The following is a 21,032-nucleotide window of genomic DNA, read 5'->3' on the forward strand; positions in this document are numbered from 1 at the left end:
CTGTGGCAGATGTTAAGGCCCTGGTGATGGGGGGTGGTTTGCGGGACCTGATGAGGCAGGGATGCCGATTAGAGCGTACACGGATGTATTAACAGCGTGTCCCGCGAAGTGCCCCCGGCAGCAGGGCCGCCACGGCACCCGAACGAAATCGTAGGGAGGGGAAGAGATGAATATCCAACAGGCCATCGCCAAGCTGGTCGATGGCGAACACCTGAGCCGCGCGGAGATGCGCACTACCATGGGCCAGATCATGAACGGCGACGCCGAGGATGCGCAGATTGGCGCATTGCTGGTAGCGCTGCGCATGCGCGGCGAGACCGTCGATGAAATCGCCGGCGCGGTGCAGGTCATGCGCGAGCTGGCCACCAAGGTGGAGCTGGACCTGACCAATGCGGTGGACATCGTCGGCACTGGCGGTGACGGCGCCAACCTGTTCAACGTCTCCAGCGCAGCCAGTTTCGTCGCCGCGGCCGCGGGCGCGCGGGTGGCCAAGCACGGGAACCGCTCGGTCTCGTCCAGCAGCGGTGCCGCCGATCTGCTCGAGCGCGCGGGCATTTTCCTGGAACTGACCCCGGCGCAGGTGGCCCGCTGCGTGGACACCATCGGCGTCGGCTTTATGTTCGCGCCCAGTTACCACAGCGCCATGCGCCACGCGATCGGCGCGCGCCGCGCACTGGGGCTGCGCACCATCTTCAATCTGCTCGGCCCGCTGACCAACCCCGCCGGCGTGACCCGGCAGGTAATCGGCGTCTACGACCGCGCCTACTGCCGCATTCTGGCGGAAGTGCTGCAGAGCCTCGGCGCCGAGCACGCATTGATTGTGCACAGCGACGACGGTCTCGACGAGGTCAGCCTGGCCGCCGACACCCACGCCGTGGAACTGAAAAATGGCGAGCTGTACGAGCTGGTCATCCGCCCCGAGGATTTCGGCATCGAGCGCCGCAGCCTCGAAGGTTTGTCGGTTTCCGGCTCCGAGGAATCGCTGGCGCTGATCAACGCGGCCCTGACCGGCGATGGCGCCGCGGCGGCGCAGAAGGCGGCCGATGTCATCGCGATCAATGCGGGCCTGGCGATTTATGTCAGCGGCGTGGCCGACAGCGCGGAACAGGGCGTGGCCATGGCCCAGGACGCCATTGCCAGCGGCCTGGCGGCGGAAAAAATCAAAGATCTGGCCGCGTTTACCAGTGCCTTCCGGCCCGTGGTTGGCGTGGGGGAGGAGCAGCCATGAGCGCGAGGGAGAATCGCACGTGAGTACACCGACTATTCTAAAAACCATCATCGAGCGCAAATGGCAGGAAATCGCCGAGCGTAAGCAACAGTGTTCTCTGGAGGAGATGCGGGTGCGGGCACTGGACCAGCCGCCGGCACGCGGTTTTGTCGCCGCGCTGGAAGCGCGCATCACTGCCGGCGACGCGGCGGTGATCGCCGAGATCAAAAAGGCCTCGCCGAGCAAGGGGGTGATCCGCCCGGATTTTATCCCCGCAGAAATTGCGACCAGCTATGAAAAGGGCGGCGCGGCCTGCTTGTCGGTACTGACCGATGTGGACTTTTTCCAGGGCAGCGACGCCTACCTGCAACAGGCACGCAATGCGGTGCGCCTGCCGGTGCTGCGCAAGGACTTCACCGTGGATCCCTACCAGGTGTGCGAGGCGCGCGCGATCGGTGCCGACTGCATCCTGCTGATCGCCGCCTGTCTCGAAGACGGCCAGATGCGCGACCTGAACGGCCTGGCGCAGGAACTGGGACTGGATGTGCTGGTGGAAGTGCACGATCGCGCGGAGCTGGAGCGGGCGCTGGTTCTGCCGAACCGTCTCATCGGTATCAATAACCGCAATCTGCACACCTTCGACGTGCAGCTGGAAACCACGTTCAAGCTGCTGGATCTGGTACCGGATGACCGTATCGTGGTCACCGAGAGCGGTATTCACACCACCGACGATGTCGCGGCCATGCGCGGCCACAACGTCAATGCATTCCTGGTGGGCGAGGCGTTTATGCGCGAGCCGGAGCCGGGGCGCAAGCTGGTGGAAATGTTTAATTAAGCTGGCAGGGTGGTGCTTCGATTCCGAAAGCGGACCGCCCCTCACCCGGTTACAAAGCGCCAACAAAAAAGGGCGAACCATTCGGTTCGCCCTTTTCGTAAAACACTGGTGCCCGAATCAGCGGGTTCCGTAGACCACCATCGTCTTGCCCTTCACCGATACCAGACCCTGTTCCTCCAGAGTCTTCAGTACGCGGCCGACCATTTCCCGCGAGCAGCCGACGATGCGACCAATTTCCTGGCGGGTGATCTTGATCTGCATACCTTCCGGGTGGGTCATCGCGTCCGGTTCGTTGCACAGATCCAGCAGGGTGCGCGCGACGCGGCCAGTGACGTCGAGGAACGCCAGGTCGCCGACCTTGCGGGTGGTGTTGCGCAGGCGGCCGGCCATCTGGGTGGCCAGCGAGAACAGAAATTCCGGATGCTGACGGCTCAGCTCCTGGAATTTGGAATAGGAGATCTCCGCCACTTCGCACTCGGTCTTGGTGCGCACCCAGGCGCTGCGGGTATCCTGATCGAACAGACCCATCTCGCCGAAGAAGTCGCCGTCATTCAGGTAAGCGACGATCATCTCGCGGCCTTCATCGTCCTCGATCAGCACGGTCACGGAGCCGCGCATGATGAAGTACAGGGACTCGCAGCGGTCGCCGGCATAGATGATCGTGCTCTTGGCCGGATAGCGGCGGCGGTGGCAGTGGGCCAGGAAGTCTTCGATATTACCGGTATTCATGGGTTCTTCTGTAGCAACCGTCACGGATCTACTCCTTATAATTTTTACACTTGTGCCTGATCCCGACCAGGAAGCGCCATAGCACTCGCTGATTATGGCGTTAATAACCTGTCCCCAACAGTGGCCGGGCCCGGCAAACGCTCACATTGTGATGTGGACCACTGTAATGGTGCCAATATGGGCGTTACAGAGAGACCTTATAGCGTCTGCAGAGTTCAGTGGCAACCGCCCGATTTCACGATTTGGTATTGCCAATCGGCGACAGTAGATGCCGCCACTATACCGTAAAACACTGTCGGGCTGATGACCGCAGTCTGTGTGTTAAGCTTCGCGCCCCCATAATGTGAAGGAGTTTGGTAATGCAGGGCAAAGTTACCTGGGTAGATGGTCTCACGTTTGTCGGCGAATCCGGCAGTGGGAACTCTGTGGTCATGGAAGGGGGTGTCAAGAATAACGGCATCCGGCCGATGGAGATGATTCTGCTGGGGGTGGGTGGTTGTGCCTCCTACGACGTGGTCAGCATTTTGCAGAAGGCGCGCCAGGAGGTGATCTCCTGTCACTGCGAATTGAACGGCGAACGCCCGGACACTACGCCGGCGCCCTTTTCCCGTATCGAGATGGAGTTCGTCGTGCGTGGCCGCGGTATCAAGGAGGCGCAGGTGAAGCGCGCGGTGGAGCTGTCTGCAGACAAGTACTGCTCGGCGTCGATCATGCTGAAAAACGCCGGTGTTGAAATCGTGCACAGCTACCGCATCGAAGAGATCTGATCCGGCGCTGCGCGCACCCCGAGCACTGCTAGATCTTATAGCTGGCCGAGGTCATCACCTTGGAGACCAGTGTCATCACGCCTTTCAGCGGCGCCGGGAAACGTGCGCCGCCGGCCGCCAGGGCGGCGTGGCCGTGTTCCTCTTCGTCCACCAGCATCTGCTCGACCACCGCACGGCTCCTGCGGTCCTCCGCCGGCAGGTGTTGCAGGTGGCTCTCCAGATGCTTGCACACCTGCTCCTCGGTAGCGGCGACAAAACCGAGACTGATCCGGTCACTGACCTTGCCGGCGGCGGCGCCGAGACCGAACGACAGGCCGTACCAGAGCGGGTTCAGCAGGCTCGGCCGGCTGTCGAGCTCCCGCAGGCGCTGTTCGCACCAGGCCAGGTGATCGATTTCCTCGTCCGCAGCCTGCTCCATCTCACCGCGCACTTCCGGCAGTTTGGCGGTCAGCGCCTGGCCCTGGTAGAGGGCCTGGGCGCAGACCTCACCGCTGTGATTGACGCGCATCAGGCCGGCCGCGTGGCGGCGCTCGGCATCGCTGAGTTCGGTCTCCGCCTCGCTTTTACCCGGTGACGGCCGCGCATGGCACGGCGCGCCGGGGCTCAGAGTGCGCAGCGCGCGGTCCGCCTGCAGCAGCAATCGATCGAGGCCAGTCAGTTTGCGTTCGCTCACAAAAGATATCCTTGTTGCCGAAGTGGGGCGCGCGGTATGTCTATCAGCTGGCCGTGGCTTCCTCGCGCGCAATGGCGCGATAGCCGATGTCCTTGCGGAAGAAAACACCGTCCCAGTGGATCGCCTTGGCCGCCTGGTAGGCATTGGCCTGGGCTTCGGCGACCGTATCGCCGAGGGCGGTGGCGCAGAGTACGCGACCGCCACTGGTCACCACGCGTTCGCCGTCCAGCGCCGTACCCGCATGGAAGACCTTGGCGTTGTCGCTGTCGGCGCGGTCGAGGCCGGTGATGGCATCGCCCTTGCGGTAGCTGCCGGGATAGCCGTTGGCGGCGAGTACTACGCCGAGGGCCGGGCGGGAGTCCCACTCGGCGCTGATCTGGTCGAGGCGCTTGTCCAGGGCCGCCTGGCACAGCTCCACCAGGTCGGACTTGAGGCGCATCATGATCGGCTGGGTCTCCGGATCGCCGAAGCGGCAGTTGTACTCGATCACCTTGGGTGCACCGTCGGCGTCGATCATCAGGCCCGCGTAGAGGAAGCCGGTGTAGGGCATGCCCTCGGCGGCCAGACCTTTGACGGTCGGTTCGATGACCTCGGCCATGATGCGCTGGTAGACGCTGTTGGTAACCACCGGCGCCGGTGAGTAGGCGCCCATACCGCCGGTATTGGGGCCGGTATCGCCGTCGCCGACGCGTTTGTGGTCCTGGCTGGTGGCCATCGGCAGTATGTTTTCGCCGTCCACCATGACGATGAAGCTGGCTTCCTCGCCCGTCAGAAACTCCTCGATCACCACGCGGCAGCCCGCGTCGCCGAAGGCGTTGCCGGACAGCATGTCGCGCACCGCGAGTTCTGCCTGCTGTTCGGTCTCGGCCACGATCACGCCCTTGCCGGCGGCCAGGCCGTCGGCCTTGACCACGATGGGAGCACCCATCTGGTGGATATAGGCGATTGCCGGCTCGATCTCGGTGAAATTGCGGTAGGCGGCAGTGGGGATCTGTTGGCGCTCGAGGAAGTCCTTGGTGAAGGCTTTGGAGCCCTCCAGCTGGGCGGCGTCCTTGCTGGGGCCGAAGATGGCCAGGCCGCGGCCGTTGAAGAAGTCGACGATGCCGTCCACCAGTGGTGCCTCGGGGCCGACAATGGTCAGCTCGACGTCGTTGTCCTCGGCGAATTCCGCCAGCGCGGAGAAGTTGTCGACGCCGATGGCGACGTTCTGCAGTTTGGGCTCCCGTGCGGTGCCGGCGTTACCCGGCGCCACGAAGACGGTGTCGACAGCGGGGTTCTGGGCCACTTTCCAGGCCAGGGCGTGCTCGCGGCCGCCAGCGCCGATTACCAATACATTCATGTTCAATTCCCCCTGAGTCGGCCGTTGTGTTCCGTTAGATGGGCTATTTTAGCCCGGAAATGTTGCGGACATGAAAAAGCCGGCCCAATCGGCGTAATGCTGTTCATTTACGGGTTTCGGTGCCCGGCATTGCTGCCTTCGCGGGTACTAGCGCTAAATGAATGACATCAGGCTCTATCGGTGCCGGCCTTTCACTGTGGATACTCGATACCCAATCAGTGACGGAAGTGACGCATGCCGGTGAAGACCATGGCCATGTCGTGCTCGTCCGCGGCGGCGATGGTCTCTTCGTCGCGCATGGAGCCGCCCGGCTGGATCACCGCGCGCACACCTACCTTGGCAGCGTTGTCGATACCGTCGCGGAACGGGAAGAAGGCGTCAGACGCCATCACCGAGCCCTTGACCTCCAGGCCGGCGTGCTCGGCCTTGATGGCGGCGATGCGCGCGGAGTTGACGCGGCTCATCTGGCCGGCGCCGACGCCGATGGTGCGGCCGTCCTTGCCGTAGACAATGGCGTTCGACTTGACGAACTTGGCCACTTTCCAGGTGAACAGCAGGTCGCGGATTTCCTCTTCAGTGGGCTGGCGCTTGGTCACGACTTTCAGGTCGGCAGCGGTAATGACGCCGTTGTCGCGATCCTGCACCAGCAGGCCGCCGTTGACGCGTTTGTAGTCCAGCGCGGGGGCGCGCTCGGCGGCCCACTGGCCGCACGCCAGCAGGCGTACGTTTTTCTTCTCGGCCACGGCCGCCACCGCTTCTGCGGACACCGACGGGGCGATGATCACCTCGACAAACTGGCGCGCGACGATGGCTTTCGCGGTTTCGCCGTCCAGCTCGCGGTTGAAGGCGATGATGCCGCCGAAGGCGGATTCGCTGTCGGTGGCGAAGGCCAGATCGTAAGCCTTGCCGATAGTGTCGGCGACCGCCACACCACAGGGGTTGGCGTGCTTGACGATCACACAGGCGGGCTCGTCATAGGCTTTGACGCACTCCAGCGCTGCGTCGGTGTCGGCGATATTGTTGTAGGACAGTTCCTTGCCCTGCAGCTGCTCGGCGGTGGCGATGCTGGCCTCGGCCGGCTCGGCCTCGGTGTAGAAAGCGCTTTTCTGGTGGGGGTTTTCGCCGTAGCGCAGGTCCAGCTTCTTGATGAACTGGCTGTTGAAGGTGCGCGGGAATGCCTGCTTTTCGCCATTCTCAATCGCGCCGGCGCCCGTGGCGATACAACCCAGATAGTTGGCGATGGCGCCGTCGTAACCGGCAGTGTGCTCGAAAGCCTTGACCGCCAGATCAAAGCGGCTGGCGTGGCTGAGCTTGCCATCGTTGTCGTTCATCTCGGCGATGATGCCGTCGTAATCGGTCGCGTTGACCACAATTGCCACATCTTTGTGGTTCTTGGCCGCGGCGCGCACCATGGTCGGGCCGCCGATATCGATATTCTCGATGGCGTCCTCGAGCGAGCAGTCGGGCTTGGCCACGGTCTGCGCGAACGGGTAGAGGTTGACCACGACCATGTCGATCGGGGTGATGCCGTGCTCTGACATGACGCTGTCGTCGGTGCCGCGGCGGCCGAGGATGCCGCCGTGGACTTTCGGATGCAGGGTTTTGACACGCCCGTCCATCATCTCGGGGAAGCCGGTGTAGTCGGAGACTTCCACCACCGGGATGCCGGCGGCTTTCAGCTGGCGGTGGGTACCGCCGGTGGAGAGGATTTCCACGCCCATGGCGGAGAGCTGTTGCGCGAATGAAACTATTCCGCTTTTGTCCGAAACGCTGATCAGCGCGCGGCGAATCGCTACCTTGTCAGTCATAGCAGTTGGTCCGTCTGAAGTGTCTGAAACGGGTATAACCCGGCTGCAATGCCGGGTAAGGCCGCCAGCGGTGCCGACAGCCTCGGGATGCAAACAATTGGACTGGCAATCCGGTTTTACTGGTGGCGTCCCGATGGGGCTCCAGGGAGAGAACCGGCCGCCAGCAAATAGCGAGGGGGGATGAGTGACCCCATCCCCCCTCAGATTTTTCGGCCGCAGGTGTTGTTACAGCAGTCCGTAGCGCTTCAGCTTCTTGCGCAGGGTGCCGCGGTTCAGCCCCAGCAGCTGGGCCGCGCGCGTCTGGTTGTGGCGGGTGTATTTCATCACCACTTCCAGCATAGGCGCTTCGATCTCGGACAGCACCATGTCGTAGACATCGGTGACCATCTGTCCATCCAGGTGGCGGAAGTAGTTTTCCATCGCCTGTTCGACGGCGTCCCGCAGGGACTGCTGCTGCGGCTGTGCCAGCTGCGTCTGCCCCCCGCTGGATACCTCTTCGCTGCCGGTATCCGGAATCAATGCTTCGTTATTCATGCCGCTTGTGCCCCTCTCGTTATTCGGCGTTCAAACCACGCGTGAACGCTGGCATGTTGTGCTTCTGCGCATTCCAATTGGAAAAAGGTCTGGCGAAAGGACTCGCTCCCCGCGAGTGTCTTCAGGTACCAACCCACATGTTTGCGGGCGATACGGACCCCCATCATTTCACCGTAGAAACGGTGCAATTCGCCCAAATGGGCGAGCAAATACTCCCTGACTTCTTCCAGTGAGGGTTCGGGCAGCCGCTCCCCGGTGGCGAGGTAGTGGGCGATTTCCCGAAAAATCCATGGCCGTCCCTGTGCTGCACGGCCGATCATGACGGCAGCTGCGCCGGTGTAGTCGAGCACCTCGCGGGCCCGCTCTGCACTGGTAATGTCCCCGTTGGCGAAAACCGGAATTTTCACCCTGGATACAATCTCGGCAATGGTATCGAATTCGGCCTGACCGCGATACCCGCAGGCGCGGGTGCGGCCGTGCACTGCGAGCGCTGCGATACCAATGTCTTCGGCCATTCTGGCCACGGTGACCCCGTTGCGAGAATCCGGGCACCAGCCGGTGCGGATTTTCAGGGTTACCGGTACTGAGACGGACTGGACCACGGCTTCCAGAATCTCCGCGACCAGTTTTTCGTCGCGCAGCAGGGCCGACCCCGCCGCCTTCTTGCAAACTTTCTTTGCCGGGCAGCCCATGTTGATATCAATGATCTGGGCGCCGCGCTTGACGTTCTCCCGCGCTGCCTCGGCCATCATCTCCGGGTCGCCGCCGGCGATCTGCACCGAGATAGGCGCTGTTTCGCCACCGTGATCCAGGCGCAGCCGTGACTTGCGACTGTTCCACAGTCGCGTGTCCGAGGTCACCATCTCCGAGACCACCAGACCCGCGCCCAGGCGCCGGCACAGCTGGCGAAACGGGCGGTCGGTGACACCGGCCATCGGCGCCAGGATTACCGGGTTGCCGATAATATAGGGGCCTATAGCGATGTCGCTGGACAACGGGAGCTCCACTCGGGCATCAAAAAAGAGGCGCCTATGATAGCGGCTGCCCCGACGTTGGAAAAGCGAAAAAGCGCGCAAGTTGGTTGTCTGCTGCGCGTTTAGCCTGTCGATTGCGCAGTTTTGGTGACTTCCCGCGCCATTTACGCGTGTGAATGAGGCGTTAAATAGCGCGGAAATTCGCCGATCGAGTGCGTCAGCGAACGATATGCAGCTCGTAGTTGACCGCATCGCTGCCCGGGTCGGCAATCTCGATGGCAATATGCACCGGGTTGCCGCTCGGCATCAGCTTGCGCCCGGCCAGCTCCCCGCGCAGATACTCGCGCGGCGTGAACCTGCGGCTGGCCACCGGCTGGTTCTTGAGGTCGCTGAACTCGAGCTGCAGGGTCGGAAAGGGCTGCGGGTAGGCGGCGGTATTCAGCAGCACGGCGTCAACCACCAGCGCGCCGGCGACTTTCGGGTGGCTGCGCACCACCAGGTTGGCGGTGTGAATCGCCTGCAGATCCACCATTTCCGGCAGGCGGCAGTGCAGCAGTGGACACACGCGCGCGTAGAGTGAGCGCCACGGCTGGCGCTTGCTCAGGGTGTCGAAACGGAAATAGGCCACCTGGGCGGCCAGGGCCGCCGCCAGCAGCAGTGCCAGCAGCGCCCACAGCCAGCCGGGCAGGCGCCGGTCGCGGCGCGGCTGCCAGCTGACCTCCAGCGGCGCGGGCTCGATGGAACTGAGCAGCTGTTCGCGCGAGGGGGTGGCACTCGCGTGGCGCTCGCCGGTTGGCTCCACTGGTGGGGGCGTATGGCCGCGCTCCGGCACAATGGGATCATCGACGCTGGCGGTGACGGCGTCGTCATCCCAGTCCGCCGACAGCGCCGGTTCACGTTGCGGTGGCGGTTCCGGTTGCTCGCCGGCCCAGAGATCCTGGTCATCCCAGGCGGGTGTCAGCGCGGCGCTGTCATCGTGTTCGTCGTCTTCACTGTCATCGCCTGCGCTGTCCTCTGCATCACCGGCGGTGACTTCCGGCGCCTGGGCGATTTCCTGCCACTGGTTGTCGCCGAAGGCTTCGCCGATCAGTGGTTCGTCGTCGCTGCTGTCGTTGATCGCAATGTCGTCGTCGGTGTCCACGGCCATGGTCGGGGGCGCGGGACGCTCATTGTCTTCTTCGCCCTCCAGCTCGATATCGTCGTGGATCAGAAAATCGTCGTCTTCCAGCAGGGCTTCCAGGTCTCGCTCGGCGGCCGGATCGCTGTCGGTGAAGACGATATTCTCGTCGGCGCGAAAGACCTGCAGGCAGGAACCGCAGCGCACCGCACCGCGGGCGGCGCGCAGCTGCTGTTCGTTGACGTGAAACGAGGTGCTGCAATGGGGGCAGCGGGTAACCAGTTGCGACATGCGAATTGATCGATTTTTATCGGGTGGCCAAGTGTATCAGCGCGCCGCGCCACGGCGAAGTGAGTGTTCGCCACTGTGTGGCGCGTGTCCGCACGCGGCGGCTATCCGGGCGGCGGTCATGCCGCCAGTCAGTTGCTCAGCGTACGCGGGTGCCAGACAGGCGTGCCCAGTCGTCGAGCTGGCCGTCTTCGTCGAAGTCGATCTGCTCACGGTAGGCGGCCTTGACCGCCTCGGCCTGGGAGGCGAGCACGCCGGACAGGCATATGCGCCCGCCCACGCGGGTCAGCGCGATCAACTGCGGTGCCAGTTCCACCAGTGGGCCGGCGAGGATATTGGCCAGCATGATGTCCGCGGGCTCTGCGGGCATCTGCTCCGGCAGGTAGACCGGGAAGCGCGCCGGATCCAGGCTGTTGCGCTGGGCATTGTCGCGGCTGGCCACCAGTGCCTGCGGATCGATGTCGGTGCCCACGGCGCGTTCGGCGCCGAGCAGCAGGGCGCCGATACCGAGAATCCCGGAGCCGCAGCCGAAATCGATCGCGCTCTTGCCCGCCAGTGGTTCCCGCGCCAGCCACTGCAGGCACAGGAAGGTGGTGGGGTGGGTGCCGGTGCCGAAGGCGAGGCCGGGATCGAGCAGCAGGTTGACGGCATCCGGCTCGGGCGGCTCGCACCAGCTCGGGCAGATCCACAGGTTGTCGCCGCACTGGATGGGTTTGTAGTGGCTCATCCACTCGCGCTCCCAGTCCTTGTCCTCGAGCTGCTCCCAGCGGGCGTTGGGTAGCAGTTCGCACAGGAAGGAGGCGGCCTTGGCTTCGGTCACGGCGGTGTCCACTGCGGCGTCGAACAGTCCGGTGATGCGGGTGTTGTCCCACAGCGGCGTCTCGCCCAGGCCCGGCTCCAGAATCGGCTGGTCCGCATTGTCCTGCAGGGTCACGGATACGGCGCCGGCAAATAGCAGGGCATCCTCGATTTTTTCAGCGTGTGCGCGGTCGGTGTCGACGCGGAGTTGGAGCCAGGGCATGGTTAAGTGATCTGTTGATACTCGGTGTGGAAGGGCGCCTGTGAAGCGATTGGCTTGTCTGGGCTTGGCAATGTGCCGGTCGGTGAATGCCGCAGCGGCCCTGCTGCCGGGAGCCTTTCGCCAGACACGCTGTGAATACCTCCTTGTACGCTCTCCACGGCCATCCATGGCCGTGAAAGGTCTGGCAAAAGGCTCCCGGCATCAGAGCCTGCGCGTCGGGTCCGCTTTTCTTTTCGAATCCCGAAGGGACGCAGCTTACAGCCCCAGCTTCTTCTCAAGATAGTGAATATTCACTCCACCTTCGGCAAACGCCTCGTCCCGCACCAGTTCTTCCTGCAGCGGGATATTGGTTTTGATGCCGTCGACGATCAGCTCTGACAGGGCGACGCGCATGCGCGCCAGTGCCGATTTGCGGTCTTCCGCGTGGGTGATCACCTTGGCGATCATCGAGTCGTAGTTGGGCGGAATCGAGTAGCCGGAGTAGAGGTGCGAGTCTACGCGCACGCCCAGGCCGCCGGGGGCGTGGAAGTTGTTGACCTTGCCCGGGCAGGGGAAGAAGGTCTTCGGGTCCTCGGCGTTGATCCGGCACTCGAAGGCGTGGCCGCGGATGACGATGTCTTCCTGTTTGATCGACAGCTTCTCGCCGGCGCAGACACGGATCTGCTCCTTGATCAGGTCGACACCGGTGACCATTTCGGTAACCGGGTGCTCTACCTGGATGCGGGTGTTCATCTCGATAAAGTAGAAGCGCTCGTCTTCGTACAGGAACTCGAAGGTACCGGCACCGCGGTAGCCAATGTCGACACACGCCTGCACGCAGGAGTCGTATACCCCCTGGCGCACATCGTCGGGAATGCCCGGCGCGGGTGCTTCCTCCAGCACTTTCTGGTGGCGGCGCTGCAGGGAGCAGTCGCGGTCACCCAGGTGGATGGCGTTGCCCTGGCCGTCGGACATCACCTGGATTTCCACGTGGCGCGGGTTCTGCAGGAACTTCTCCATATATACGGTGCTGTCGCCGAAGGCGGCACCGGCTTCGGACTTGGTCACCGAAATGGCATTCAGCAGCGCCGCTTCGGTGTGCACCACGCGCATGCCGCGACCGCCGCCGCCGGCGGCGGCTTTGATGATTACCGGGAAGCCGATCTTCTTGGCAATTTCCAGGCAGCGGTCGCCATCCTCGGGCAGCGGGCCGTCGGAGCCGGGTACCGTCGGGACGCCGGCCTTTTTCATTGCGGCGATGGCGGAGACCTTGTCACCCATCAGGCGGATGGTGTCGGCGTCGGGGCCGATAAAGGTGAATCCGCTTTTCTGAACCTGTTCGGCAAAATCGGCATTTTCCGCCAGGAAGCCGTAACCCGGATGTACCGCGATCGAGTCGGTGATCTCCATCGCGGAGACAATCGCGGGAATATTCAGGTAGCTCTGCGGCGACGGGTTGGGGCCGATACACACGGCTTCGTCTGCCAGGCGCACGTGTTTAAGGTCGCGGTCCACCTGCGAGTGCACCGCCACGGTGGTGATGTCCATCTCTTTACAGGCGCGCAGGATACGCAGTGCAATCTCGCCGCGGTTGGCGATCAATATTTTATCAAACATACCAAGTCACCCCGCTCAGACGATGGTCACAAGCGGCTGGTCGAACTCTACCGGCTGGCCGTCTTCCACCAGGATCTTGTCGATGGTGCCGGCTTTGTCCGCCTCGATCTGGTTCATCATTTTCATCGCCTCGACGATGCACACCACGTCGCCAACCTTGACCTGCTGGCCCACTTTGATAAACGGCTCTGCGCCGGGGCTGGCGGCGGCATAGTAGGTGCCTACCATCGGCGATTTGATCGGGTGGCCGGTCAGTGCCGGTACCGTGTCGCCGGCTTCCGCCGGTGCTGCGGCCGGCTGCGGGGCGGCTGGCGCGGGGGCCGGTGCCGGCGCCGGCATGGCGGGGGCGGCGAACATCGGTGCCGCCGCCTGCGCTGCACCGCTGATGCCGCGGCTGATGCGCACGGACTCTTCGCCTTCCTTGATTTCCAGCTCGCCGATATCCGATTCCTCGAGCAGTTCAATCAGTTTTTTAATTTTGCGGATATCCATAGGTCTTCGCTCTCTATGTCTGTGTTGGGCAGTTACTAGTCAGTTATTGATTGGCGCCAGCACCGATCTGGTGAATGGCCGCCTGCACGGCCAGGGTGTAGCTCTGTGCGCCGAAGCCGCAGATCACACCCCGAGCCAGGTCAGATAAATAAGAATGGTGGCGAAAAGGCTCGCGCGCGTGGGGGTTGGACAGGTGCAGCTCGATAAACGGAATGGCCACAGCTGCCAGCGCATCGCGCAGTGCCACGCTGGTGTGGGTGAAGGCGGCCGGATTGATCACAATGAAATCCACGCCTTCGCCCATCGCCGCCTGAACGCGGTCGATCAACTCCGCCTCGCTGTTGCTCTGCAGGCACGCGAACTCGCAGCCGGCGGCCTCGCACTGCGCACGCGCCGCACTGTCGATCTCGGCGAGTGTGGTCGCGCCGTAGATTTGCGGTTCGCGGGTGCCCAGCAGATTGAGATTGGGGCCGTGTAGCAGCAGAATTTTTGCCATAGCTTGCTCTGAAGAAAAAGCGCGAAACGGTCACAAAAACCTGGCGAAAGTTGGCTAACTTGCTGACAACCGGCGAATTCCGGTGCCATTGCCTCAAGTTTGGGCGAGTTTGCCGTAAAAGTGACCCTGTGTCCATGCCTGAGCGCAAGGTTTGTTGATGTTAGACGGAGATGGGCGGCTTTTCGCGCACAGATTGCAGAAGTTACTCTATGGGCCTGTCGGATATGCCCCTCTAACTGGCTATAAAGGCGCACCGTCGGCGGCGGGGGTGTCGATTGTGCCGGCAGTGGCGCGCTCTCCCTGCTGCGCAGCGGCGTTGAGCGCACGGATCAGGCCGTCGCGGGTGAGCACCTGGGGCAATATCTGCGGTTCCCCGCCGCCCGCGGGATAGAGCAAGTACAGGGGCACGCTGGTGCGACCGTAGCGGGCCAGCAGCTGACTGATTTCCGGGTCCTGGTTGGTCCAGTCCCCCTTCAGGGCGACGACGCCCAGCTGGTCGATGGTGTCGCTGACGGCGTCGCTGGACAGTACCGCCTTCTCGTTGGCGAGACAGGTGATGCACCAGGCCGCGGTCATATTGGCCAGTACCGGGTGACCCGCATTGCGGGCATCGTCCAGGCGCGCGGCGGAGTAGGCCTGCCAGTAATCGGAGTCCTGCGGCGCGGCAGCGCGCATGGTCGAAAGCTGTGGCAGCAACAGCAGGGCCAGCAGCAGTGCCGCCAGCGCCACGGCACCGCGCCCCCAGTGCCACTGGCTGCGCGGCCACAGCCACAGCGCGAAGGCCACCGCCACCGCGCCGCCGAGCGCCAGCGCCATGCCGTCGCTGCCGGTCTGGCGCCCCAGTACCCACAGCAACCACACCGCGGTCAGGTACATGGGGAAGGCCAGCAGCTGTTTGAGGCGGTCCATCCAGGGGCCGGGGCGCGGCAGGCGTTCAGCCAGCGCGGGAATATAAGTCAGTAGCAGGAAAGGTGCGGCCATACCTGCGCCCAGTGCGCCGAAAACGGCCAGCGCGAGGGCCGCGGGCTGGGTCACGGCATAGCCCAGCGCCGACCCCATTAACGGCGCGGTACACGGGCTGGCCACCAGCGTCGCCAGTGCCCCGGTGGCGAAGGAGCCGCGCAGGCCCTGCTCGGCGCTGAGGTTGTGGCCGATGCCCATCAGGCGTGCGCCGAATTCGGTCAGCCCGGACAGGCTCAGGCCCATGGCAAAAAACAGGTAGGCCAGTGCCGCTACCAGCCACGGCGACTGCAGCTGGAAGCCCCAGCCGATTGCTTCGCCACCGGCGCGCAGTGCCAGCATCAGTGCGGCGATCAGCACGAAACTCAATACCACGCCGGCGCTGTAGGCCCAGCCGTGGGCGCGGCGCTGTCCACCGTGCTGCGCGGCGTGGCTGATGGCCAGTACCTTGATCGACAGTACCGGGAACACACACGGCATCAGGTTCAGCAGCAGGCCACCGATAAACGCCAGCGCGATGGCCAGCGGCAGGGTCAGGTCGCCAGTTCCCGTAGTACCCGTAGTCGGTGCCGCCGACGCGCTGTTCGCCCGCGCCGGTGTGCCGGCGGTGGGTGCGGGTATCGGTGCGGCGCTGCCCGCGGCAGTATCGAGGCGGAAATAGCGCACCTGTGGCGGGTAGCACAGGCCGGCATCGGCACAGCCCTGATAGTGCACTTCCAGTTCCTGCGGTCCCGTGCTCGCCGGCAGGGTCAGCGGGACTTCCAGCTGGAGCCGGTACACCTCGGTGTTTTTCTCGTAGTAATCGTCCCAGACGTTTTCGCCCGCGGGCAGTGCCAGTGTCAGCGGGGTCTTTTGTTCGCCGTCGATACGATAAATGGCGAGCTTGTCGCGATAGAGGTAATAGCCCTGCGCGATCTGGAAAATGGCATCGGTGCCGCCGGGCTCGAACAGGAAATCCTGTTTGTAGGCCTGATCCACCGGCAGGAACTCGTCGGCCTCGGGCGTGCCAAACGATTGGCTGGCGAAGGGATCCTGCGCGGCATAAGTGGTGGCGGCAAAGCAAAATACCAACGCTGCCACTACTTGGAGGAAATTTTTTCGGAAACTGTCGGTCATCACAGCCACAGTGGTAAAAATTATTTATAGTCAGATCTCTGACTGCCGCGACGCGTGGCAGTTCGAGGCGCCGTGCCGCAGTATAGCCGCGAGTACGGTGCAAAAAAACAACAGTGGGGGAAGCTTGTCACAGTTTCAGCGTTCATCTGCGATCGGAGCCGCGTTGCTCCTGGCCCTGTGGTTGGGTGGCTGTGTCACCACGCCGGCGCCGGTGCCGCGCGCGGTGCCGCTGCCCAAGCCGCAGAAACCCGCCGGCCCCACGCCGGAGGAAGTGCGCCAGCGCAATATCGCTTTCCTGCTCGGACGCGCCGAGCAAGCCCAGCAGCGCGGACACCTGACCCAGCCCGCCGGTGCCAGCGCCTATGATTACTACCTGCGGGTCAGGCAGCTGGATTCGGATAACCGCCGCGCCCGCAGTGGCATCCAGTCGATCGTGATCGAGTTGGTGGCGCGGGCCCGCGACGCATTGCGGCGCCGCGCCTTTGGCGAGGTCAACGGCTACCTGCGCAGCGCCGAGGCGCTGGCCCCGGGCAGCCCGCTGGTGGCGGAAGTGCGGAAACAGCTGGCCCGCGAGCGCAGCCGCGCCGGCAGCCAGGTCCCCAGCGGTGATGAAGTGCCGCTGCCGGCGGGGCCGCTGGCGTCACGGGCCGAATCGGTGGTGCAATTGCTGCGTGGCGCCGCCGAGCGCATTCGCGTCGATGGCCTGCGGGTCATTATTGTGGCCCGTAACGACGCCGAGGGCCGTTGGGTCTATCAGCAGTTGCGCGATGCAGTCATGGGTTACCGGGTGCGCGGCGACATCCGCATCGGTTCGCCGCCGCGACTGATTCTGATGCAGCCGACCGGGGGCAACTGAAATGCAGCGATGGCAGTGGATAGCGGGTGTGCTGTTAGTGGGACTGGCCTGGCTGGGGTGCGCCGCGGCGCAGGCCACAACCGCTCTGGATGTCAGTGGCTATGCGCGCGAAACCCCGCCCGGAGCGACAATGAGCGCCGCCTATTTATCCCTGCGTAATAGTGGCAAGGCACCACGCCGGCTTGTCGCGGTAACGCTGCCGGACCGCGACGGCGCCGCGGCGGCGCTGCACACTACGGTCGTCGACGACGGGATCAACCGCATGCGCCCGCTGGCGCAATTGGCCATTCCTGCCGGTGCTACCGTGGCGATGGCACCGGGTGGCGTTCACCTGATGTTGCGTGGTGTGCGATTACAAGCCGGCGAACAACTGTCGTTGCGCCTGCACTTTGCCAACGGCAGCGAGCGGAATATCCGCGTGCCGGTGCGCGGCCCACAGGGTGGCGGCCACAAGCACGGTTGACCGGTCCGGCGGACTGACCGTCGCATGTATTGCCGGCGGCAGAGATCAAATTCACTAATCCCCGAACCGCGCGACACCGGCTTCGCGATGCGGGGAGACGACGAGAGAACAACAGGAGGATTCAATGAAAAAACTGCTTACGATTGTGGGCGCCTGTGCCCTGGCCGCCTGCGCCCACAGCCCGCTGCAGATTCAGGTGCGCCCGCAAGTGCAGGTGGCGCCGGACAATATCGGTGCCGGGCGCACCATTAGCGTTCAGGGTGTCAACAAATTACCCGGCGGCGGCCTCGGCTCGCTCGGCGGCATCTACTCGAACTCGTCGCAGGTGCGCCTGGCCAACAATGTCGAGGATGCCATGGCGACCTCCCTGCGCGACGGCTTCACCAGCTGGAACTTCCGTCCGGTCGACGGCAACGCGCAGGTGCAGGTGACCGCGAACCTGACCGGCCTCAGTTACAACAGCCCCAATACGCTGGTGACCAGCAAGGTGGATACCACCGCTGAGGTGCAGCTGGCGGTAAAAATCGGCGGTGCCACTTACTATGGCAACTACCGCTCCAAGGGGCGCGATCGCAACCTGATCAACCCGAACAAGGACGAGGTCGAATCGCGCGTCAACAACCTGTTGAGTGTGACGCTGCAGCGCGCCTTCGCCGATGAGAAGCTGAAAAATTTCTTGCGTACCCACTGAGGAGTGTGCAACTTAGGCTACCTGGCCTGCGGTGACAGCGGGAAATTTCCTCCAACAAACGGTGTTGGTGAGCACGGAAGGCTCCAGATTTTGAATGACTGTGCGGGTTTGCATGATGGAGCATGCAGGTTCGCAGCGATGTCGCATGACGCCCGATAGCGGTATCCATAATATGGGCCCCCGGGGGATGACATCGGGCCACGAGACGCGAGCTTGACGCTTTGACTGAGTTTGATCCGAAATCTGTCGAATACGTCGGCCTGCTGGAGCAGGTCGCGGACGAGCTGATGCCGGGCGCGGAGCTCAGCCTGGCCGCGGCGGAGGCGGCACTCGGCGAAATTGCCGACGGTGTGATCGTCACTGACGCCAGCGGCCGCGTCACCTACAGTAATCCGCTGATCAGTGAAATGACCGGTGATCTGGTGGGCCTGCTGCCCGGCCAGAAGCTCAATGACACCCTGCTGCTTTACGACCGTGACGGCGCGCGCTTGCCGCCGATACTGCCGGATGACGACGGCGATGCCGCTGCGGCCCTGCCCGCCAAGCGCGAATTTGCCGCCTGCCTGTTGCGGCCCGAGCGCGAGCCGCAACTGCTGGATATCTCGGTGCAGGTGCAGGCGGTGTGCGATGGGCCGAGGCTGCAACATTATGTTCTGGTACTGCGCAATACCTCCGCCGCACGCCGTATCTCCTCCCGCCTCAGCTGGCAGACCAGCCACGACCCCCTCACCCGCCTGCCCAACCGCCAGTACTTCGAAAGCGAACTGCAATTGGCGGTGACCCAGTGCCTGGATCGGCGCCAGCATCATGTACTGCTGTACCTGGATGTCTACCAGTTCAAGGTGATCAACGACACGCTCGGCTACGCGGCCGGCGATCAGCTGCTGGTGCAGCTGGTGACGCAGCTGCAGCGCTGCCTGTCGAGTGCCGACCTGTTTGCGCGGGTGGGCAGTGACGAATTCGCCATACTGCTGCGCGACTGTACCGTGGAGGAGGCGCGTCGGGTGGTGGTGCGCCTGCGCGAGGCGGTGCAGAAGTTTGCCTTCCACTGGGAGGGCAACGACAGCCGTGTGGCGATTTCCATCGGTGCGGTGGCGGTGGACCGCCACGCGCCGCCGGCCGGCCAGCTGCTCGCGTCCGCCAACGACGCCTGCTGCGCTGCCCGCGACCAGGGGCGCAATCGGGTCAAGCTGTTCAGCGATTCGCGCAAGGTATTGGAGAAGCGCCGCCAGACCACCTGGGTGGCGGAGATACACGCGGCCCTGCGCGAGGACCGCCTGCTGCTCTACCGCCAGCCGGTGGTGGCGCTGCGGGACCATCTGCGGGTGCACCACTACGAGATACTGGTGCGCATGCGCGGGCGCGACGGCAGCGTGATTTCGCCGGGATTGTTCCTGCCCGCGGCGGAGCGCTACGGCCTGATCGAAGAGGTGGATCGCTGGGTGATCCGCCGGATTTTCGGCTATATGGCCCGCGAACAGCGCCACACCGGCGGGGGACTCAGTTACGCGATCAACATTTCCGGGCTCAGCCTCGGCGATGAGACGTTTGCCGACTTCGTCCTGCACGAACTGACGGAGGCCGGCGTTGCGCCTTCGCGGGTGCAGTTCGAGATTACCGAGACCAGTGCCATCAACAACCTGGAGCGCGCGCTGATCTTTATCCACAAGCTGCGCGCCGCCGGCTGCAGCTTTGCTCTCGACGATTTTGGTCGCGGTGTTTCGTCGCTGGCCTACCTGCGCCAGTTGCCGGTGGACTACCTGAAGATCGACGGCAGTTTCGTGCGCAATATGCTCGACGACGAGATCGACAGCGCCATGGTCAGCACCGTCGACCACCTGGCCAAGCACATGGGCATCAGCACCATCGCCGAATATGCGGAGACGCCGGAGCTGCTGGAAAAGCTGCGCCTGATGGGCGTGGATTACGCCCAGGGTTTCGGTATCGCCGCCGCCTCCAGCCTGCCGGAAATCTGCGATCCGCGCTCCCCGCAGTCCTGATTCCTCTGCAAACCGGCCGCCGTTAAGCCGGCGTCAGCAGCTCTGCGTGCTGCTCCGCGCGCAGCCGCGGGCCGTATTGGCTCACCACCTGGGCGGCGGCGCGGCAGGCCAGCTCACCGGCCTCGGAAAATGGTTGTTCGCGGTTGAGGCCGTAGAGGAAGGCGCCGGCAAACATGTCGCCGGCACCATTGGTATCGATGGCGTGTACCTTGGGGGCGTTCACCCGGTGCTGGCGTTCGCCGTCCCACAGCAGTGCGCCGTCGCCGCCGAGGGTGATGGCAAAACTGCGGCAGTAGTCGCGCAGCGCTGCGGCGGCGGCATCCACCGACTCGGTGCCGGTGAAGGCGAGCGCCTCGTCGCGATTGCAGAACAGCAGGTCGACCCCGGCGCCGATCATTTCCTGCAGGCCGTCGCGGAACAGATGCACCATGGCGGGGTCGGAGAGGCTGAGCGCGGTTTTTACGCCACACTGCTCCGCCTGCTTGCGCAGGGCGATGGCGGCGGCGCGTCCGCTGCTTGAGGATACCTGGTAACCCTCGATGTAGGCCCAGCGCGATGCGCGCAGCGCCTCCAGGTCCAGCTCTGCTACCGACAGCTGCTCGCTGATGCCGAGATAGGTATTCATGCTGCGTTCGGCATCGGGGGTGATCAGCACCAGGCATTTGCCGGTGGTGCCGCCGTCGGCTCGCTGCAGCGCGGCCGGGTAGGCGACACCGGCGCTGGCCAGGTCGGCGCGGTAAAAGTCGCCGTTGTCGTCGGCGGCCACCTTGCAGGAATAGAAGGTGCGCAGCCCGAAGTAGCTGGCGGCGATCACGGTGTTGGCGGCGGAGCCGCCACAGGCACGCTTGGCGGTGACCAGATGGTCCCGCAGGTCTGCAACCAGTTGCTGCTGGCGCGCATCGTCCACCAGCGTCATGACTCCCTTGTCGACGCCGAGCGTCTGCAGGTCGCGGTCGCTGACTTCGATTTCCGTGTCGAGCAGGGCGGCGCCGATGCCGTAGAGATCATACTGTTGCATGGAGGATCCTTGTTGTCGGGCTGATTGCGTTACCGGCGCATTATGGCCGCCG

General features: G+C 63.9%; 20 protein-coding genes. 7 read left to right on the top strand and 13 right to left on the bottom strand.

What is annotated here, in order from left to right:
* Positions 1–166: 166 nt before the first annotated feature.
* Positions 167–1,228 (top strand): anthranilate phosphoribosyltransferase, encoded by a 1,062-nt coding sequence (gene trpD / locus ABDK11_RS02415; protein ID WP_346838730.1) that lies wholly within the window; start codon positions 167–169, stop codon positions 1,226–1,228.
* 19 nt (positions 1,229–1,247) lie between these two features.
* A complete protein-coding gene (trpC, locus tag ABDK11_RS02420; RefSeq protein ID WP_346838731.1) occupies positions 1,248–2,042 on the top strand; it encodes an indole-3-glycerol phosphate synthase TrpC in 795 nt (264 codons plus the stop codon).
* Positions 2,043–2,159: 117 nt separating this feature from the next.
* On the opposite strand, the gene crp is transcribed toward trpC, so the two are convergent.
* A complete protein-coding gene (crp, locus tag ABDK11_RS02425) occupies positions 2,160–2,795 on the bottom strand; it encodes a cAMP-activated global transcriptional regulator CRP (protein ID WP_346838732.1) in 636 nt (211 codons plus the stop codon).
* Between the two features lie 335 nt (positions 2,796–3,130).
* Here crp and ABDK11_RS02430 point away from each other — a divergent pair, with 335 nt between their 5' ends.
* Positions 3,131–3,538, top strand: coding sequence for an OsmC family protein (locus ABDK11_RS02430; protein WP_346838733.1), 408 nt, complete (start codon positions 3,131–3,133; stop codon positions 3,536–3,538).
* 28 nt (positions 3,539–3,566) lie between these two features.
* Here the strand turns inward: ABDK11_RS02430 and coq7 are convergent, their stop codons facing one another.
* The 11 genes from coq7 to ABDK11_RS02485 all read right to left on the bottom strand — a co-directional run bounded on the left by coq7 (position 3,567) and on the right by ABDK11_RS02485 (position 15,916).
* Positions 3,567–4,211, bottom strand: a complete 645-nt coding sequence (gene coq7 / locus ABDK11_RS02435; RefSeq protein WP_346838734.1) for a 2-polyprenyl-3-methyl-6-methoxy-1,4-benzoquinone monooxygenase — start codon at positions 4,209–4,211, stop codon at positions 3,567–3,569.
* 43 nt (positions 4,212–4,254) lie between these two features.
* Positions 4,255–5,550 (bottom strand): phosphoribosylamine--glycine ligase, encoded by a 1,296-nt coding sequence (gene purD, locus ABDK11_RS02440; protein WP_346838735.1) that lies wholly within the window; start codon positions 5,548–5,550, stop codon positions 4,255–4,257.
* A 215-nt stretch (positions 5,551–5,765) separates the two neighbouring features.
* On the bottom strand, positions 5,766–7,358 hold the full coding sequence (purH, locus tag ABDK11_RS02445) for a bifunctional phosphoribosylaminoimidazolecarboxamide formyltransferase/IMP cyclohydrolase (protein ID WP_346838736.1): 1,593 nt from the start codon (positions 7,356–7,358) through the stop codon (positions 5,766–5,768).
* 225 nt (positions 7,359–7,583) lie between these two features.
* Positions 7,584–7,892, bottom strand: a complete 309-nt coding sequence (gene fis, locus ABDK11_RS02450; protein ID WP_346838737.1) for a DNA-binding transcriptional regulator Fis — start codon at positions 7,890–7,892, stop codon at positions 7,584–7,586.
* Positions 7,889–8,827, bottom strand: coding sequence for a tRNA dihydrouridine synthase DusB (dusB, locus tag ABDK11_RS02455; protein WP_346840228.1), 939 nt, complete (start codon positions 8,825–8,827; stop codon positions 7,889–7,891). The genes fis and dusB overlap by 4 nt, the downstream gene beginning before the upstream one ends.
* A gap of 256 nt (positions 8,828–9,083) precedes the next feature.
* Positions 9,084–10,274 carry a DUF3426 domain-containing protein gene (locus ABDK11_RS02460; RefSeq protein WP_346838738.1) on the bottom strand — a complete coding sequence of 397 codons (1,191 nt, stop codon included), beginning with the start codon at positions 10,272–10,274 and terminating at the stop codon, positions 9,084–9,086.
* A 136-nt stretch (positions 10,275–10,410) separates the two neighbouring features.
* The gene (prmA, locus tag ABDK11_RS02465; RefSeq protein WP_346838739.1) at positions 10,411–11,292 is read right to left on the bottom strand and encodes a 50S ribosomal protein L11 methyltransferase; all 882 of its coding nucleotides are present in this window, start codon (positions 11,290–11,292) and stop codon (positions 10,411–10,413) included.
* A 255-nt stretch (positions 11,293–11,547) separates the two neighbouring features.
* The gene (gene accC, locus ABDK11_RS02470) at positions 11,548–12,888 is read right to left on the bottom strand and encodes an acetyl-CoA carboxylase biotin carboxylase subunit (RefSeq protein WP_346838740.1); all 1,341 of its coding nucleotides are present in this window, start codon (positions 12,886–12,888) and stop codon (positions 11,548–11,550) included.
* Between the two features lie 15 nt (positions 12,889–12,903).
* On the bottom strand, positions 12,904–13,380 hold the full coding sequence (accB, locus tag ABDK11_RS02475) for an acetyl-CoA carboxylase biotin carboxyl carrier protein (protein WP_346838741.1): 477 nt from the start codon (positions 13,378–13,380) through the stop codon (positions 12,904–12,906).
* 43 nt (positions 13,381–13,423) lie between these two features.
* The gene (aroQ, locus tag ABDK11_RS02480) at positions 13,424–13,876 is read right to left on the bottom strand and encodes a type II 3-dehydroquinate dehydratase (RefSeq protein ID WP_346838742.1); all 453 of its coding nucleotides are present in this window, start codon (positions 13,874–13,876) and stop codon (positions 13,424–13,426) included.
* Positions 13,877–14,116: 240 nt separating this feature from the next.
* Positions 14,117–15,916 carry a protein-disulfide reductase DsbD gene (locus ABDK11_RS02485; protein WP_346838743.1) on the bottom strand — a complete coding sequence of 600 codons (1,800 nt, stop codon included), beginning with the start codon at positions 15,914–15,916 and terminating at the stop codon, positions 14,117–14,119.
* A 199-nt stretch (positions 15,917–16,115) separates the two neighbouring features.
* On the opposite strand from ABDK11_RS02485, the gene ABDK11_RS02490 reads away from it, so the two are divergent.
* From ABDK11_RS02490 to ABDK11_RS02505, 4 genes are all read left to right on the top strand, one after another.
* Entirely contained in the window at positions 16,116–16,808 is a 693-nt protein-coding gene (locus ABDK11_RS02490; protein WP_346838744.1) for an N-acetylglucosaminyltransferase, read from the top strand.
* Between the two features lies 1 nt (position 16,809).
* On the top strand, positions 16,810–17,271 hold the full coding sequence (locus tag ABDK11_RS02495; RefSeq protein ID WP_346838745.1) for a copper chaperone PCu(A)C: 462 nt from the start codon (positions 16,810–16,812) through the stop codon (positions 17,269–17,271).
* Positions 17,272–17,395: 124 nt separating this feature from the next.
* On the top strand, positions 17,396–17,962 hold the full coding sequence (locus ABDK11_RS02500) for a YajG family lipoprotein (protein ID WP_346838746.1): 567 nt from the start codon (positions 17,396–17,398) through the stop codon (positions 17,960–17,962).
* A gap of 221 nt (positions 17,963–18,183) precedes the next feature.
* Positions 18,184–19,962 (top strand): EAL domain-containing protein, encoded by a 1,779-nt coding sequence (locus ABDK11_RS02505; RefSeq protein ID WP_346838747.1) that lies wholly within the window; start codon positions 18,184–18,186, stop codon positions 19,960–19,962.
* 22 nt (positions 19,963–19,984) lie between these two features.
* On the opposite strand, the gene ABDK11_RS02510 is transcribed toward ABDK11_RS02505, so the two are convergent.
* The gene (locus tag ABDK11_RS02510; RefSeq protein WP_346838748.1) at positions 19,985–20,980 is read right to left on the bottom strand and encodes an adenosine kinase; all 996 of its coding nucleotides are present in this window, start codon (positions 20,978–20,980) and stop codon (positions 19,985–19,987) included.
* Positions 20,981–21,032 lie beyond the last annotated feature (52 nt).

Origin of the sequence: Microbulbifer sp. SAOS-129_SWC (assembly GCF_039696035.1) — a bacterium.
Classification (GTDB): Bacteria; Pseudomonadota; Gammaproteobacteria; order Pseudomonadales; family Cellvibrionaceae; genus Microbulbifer.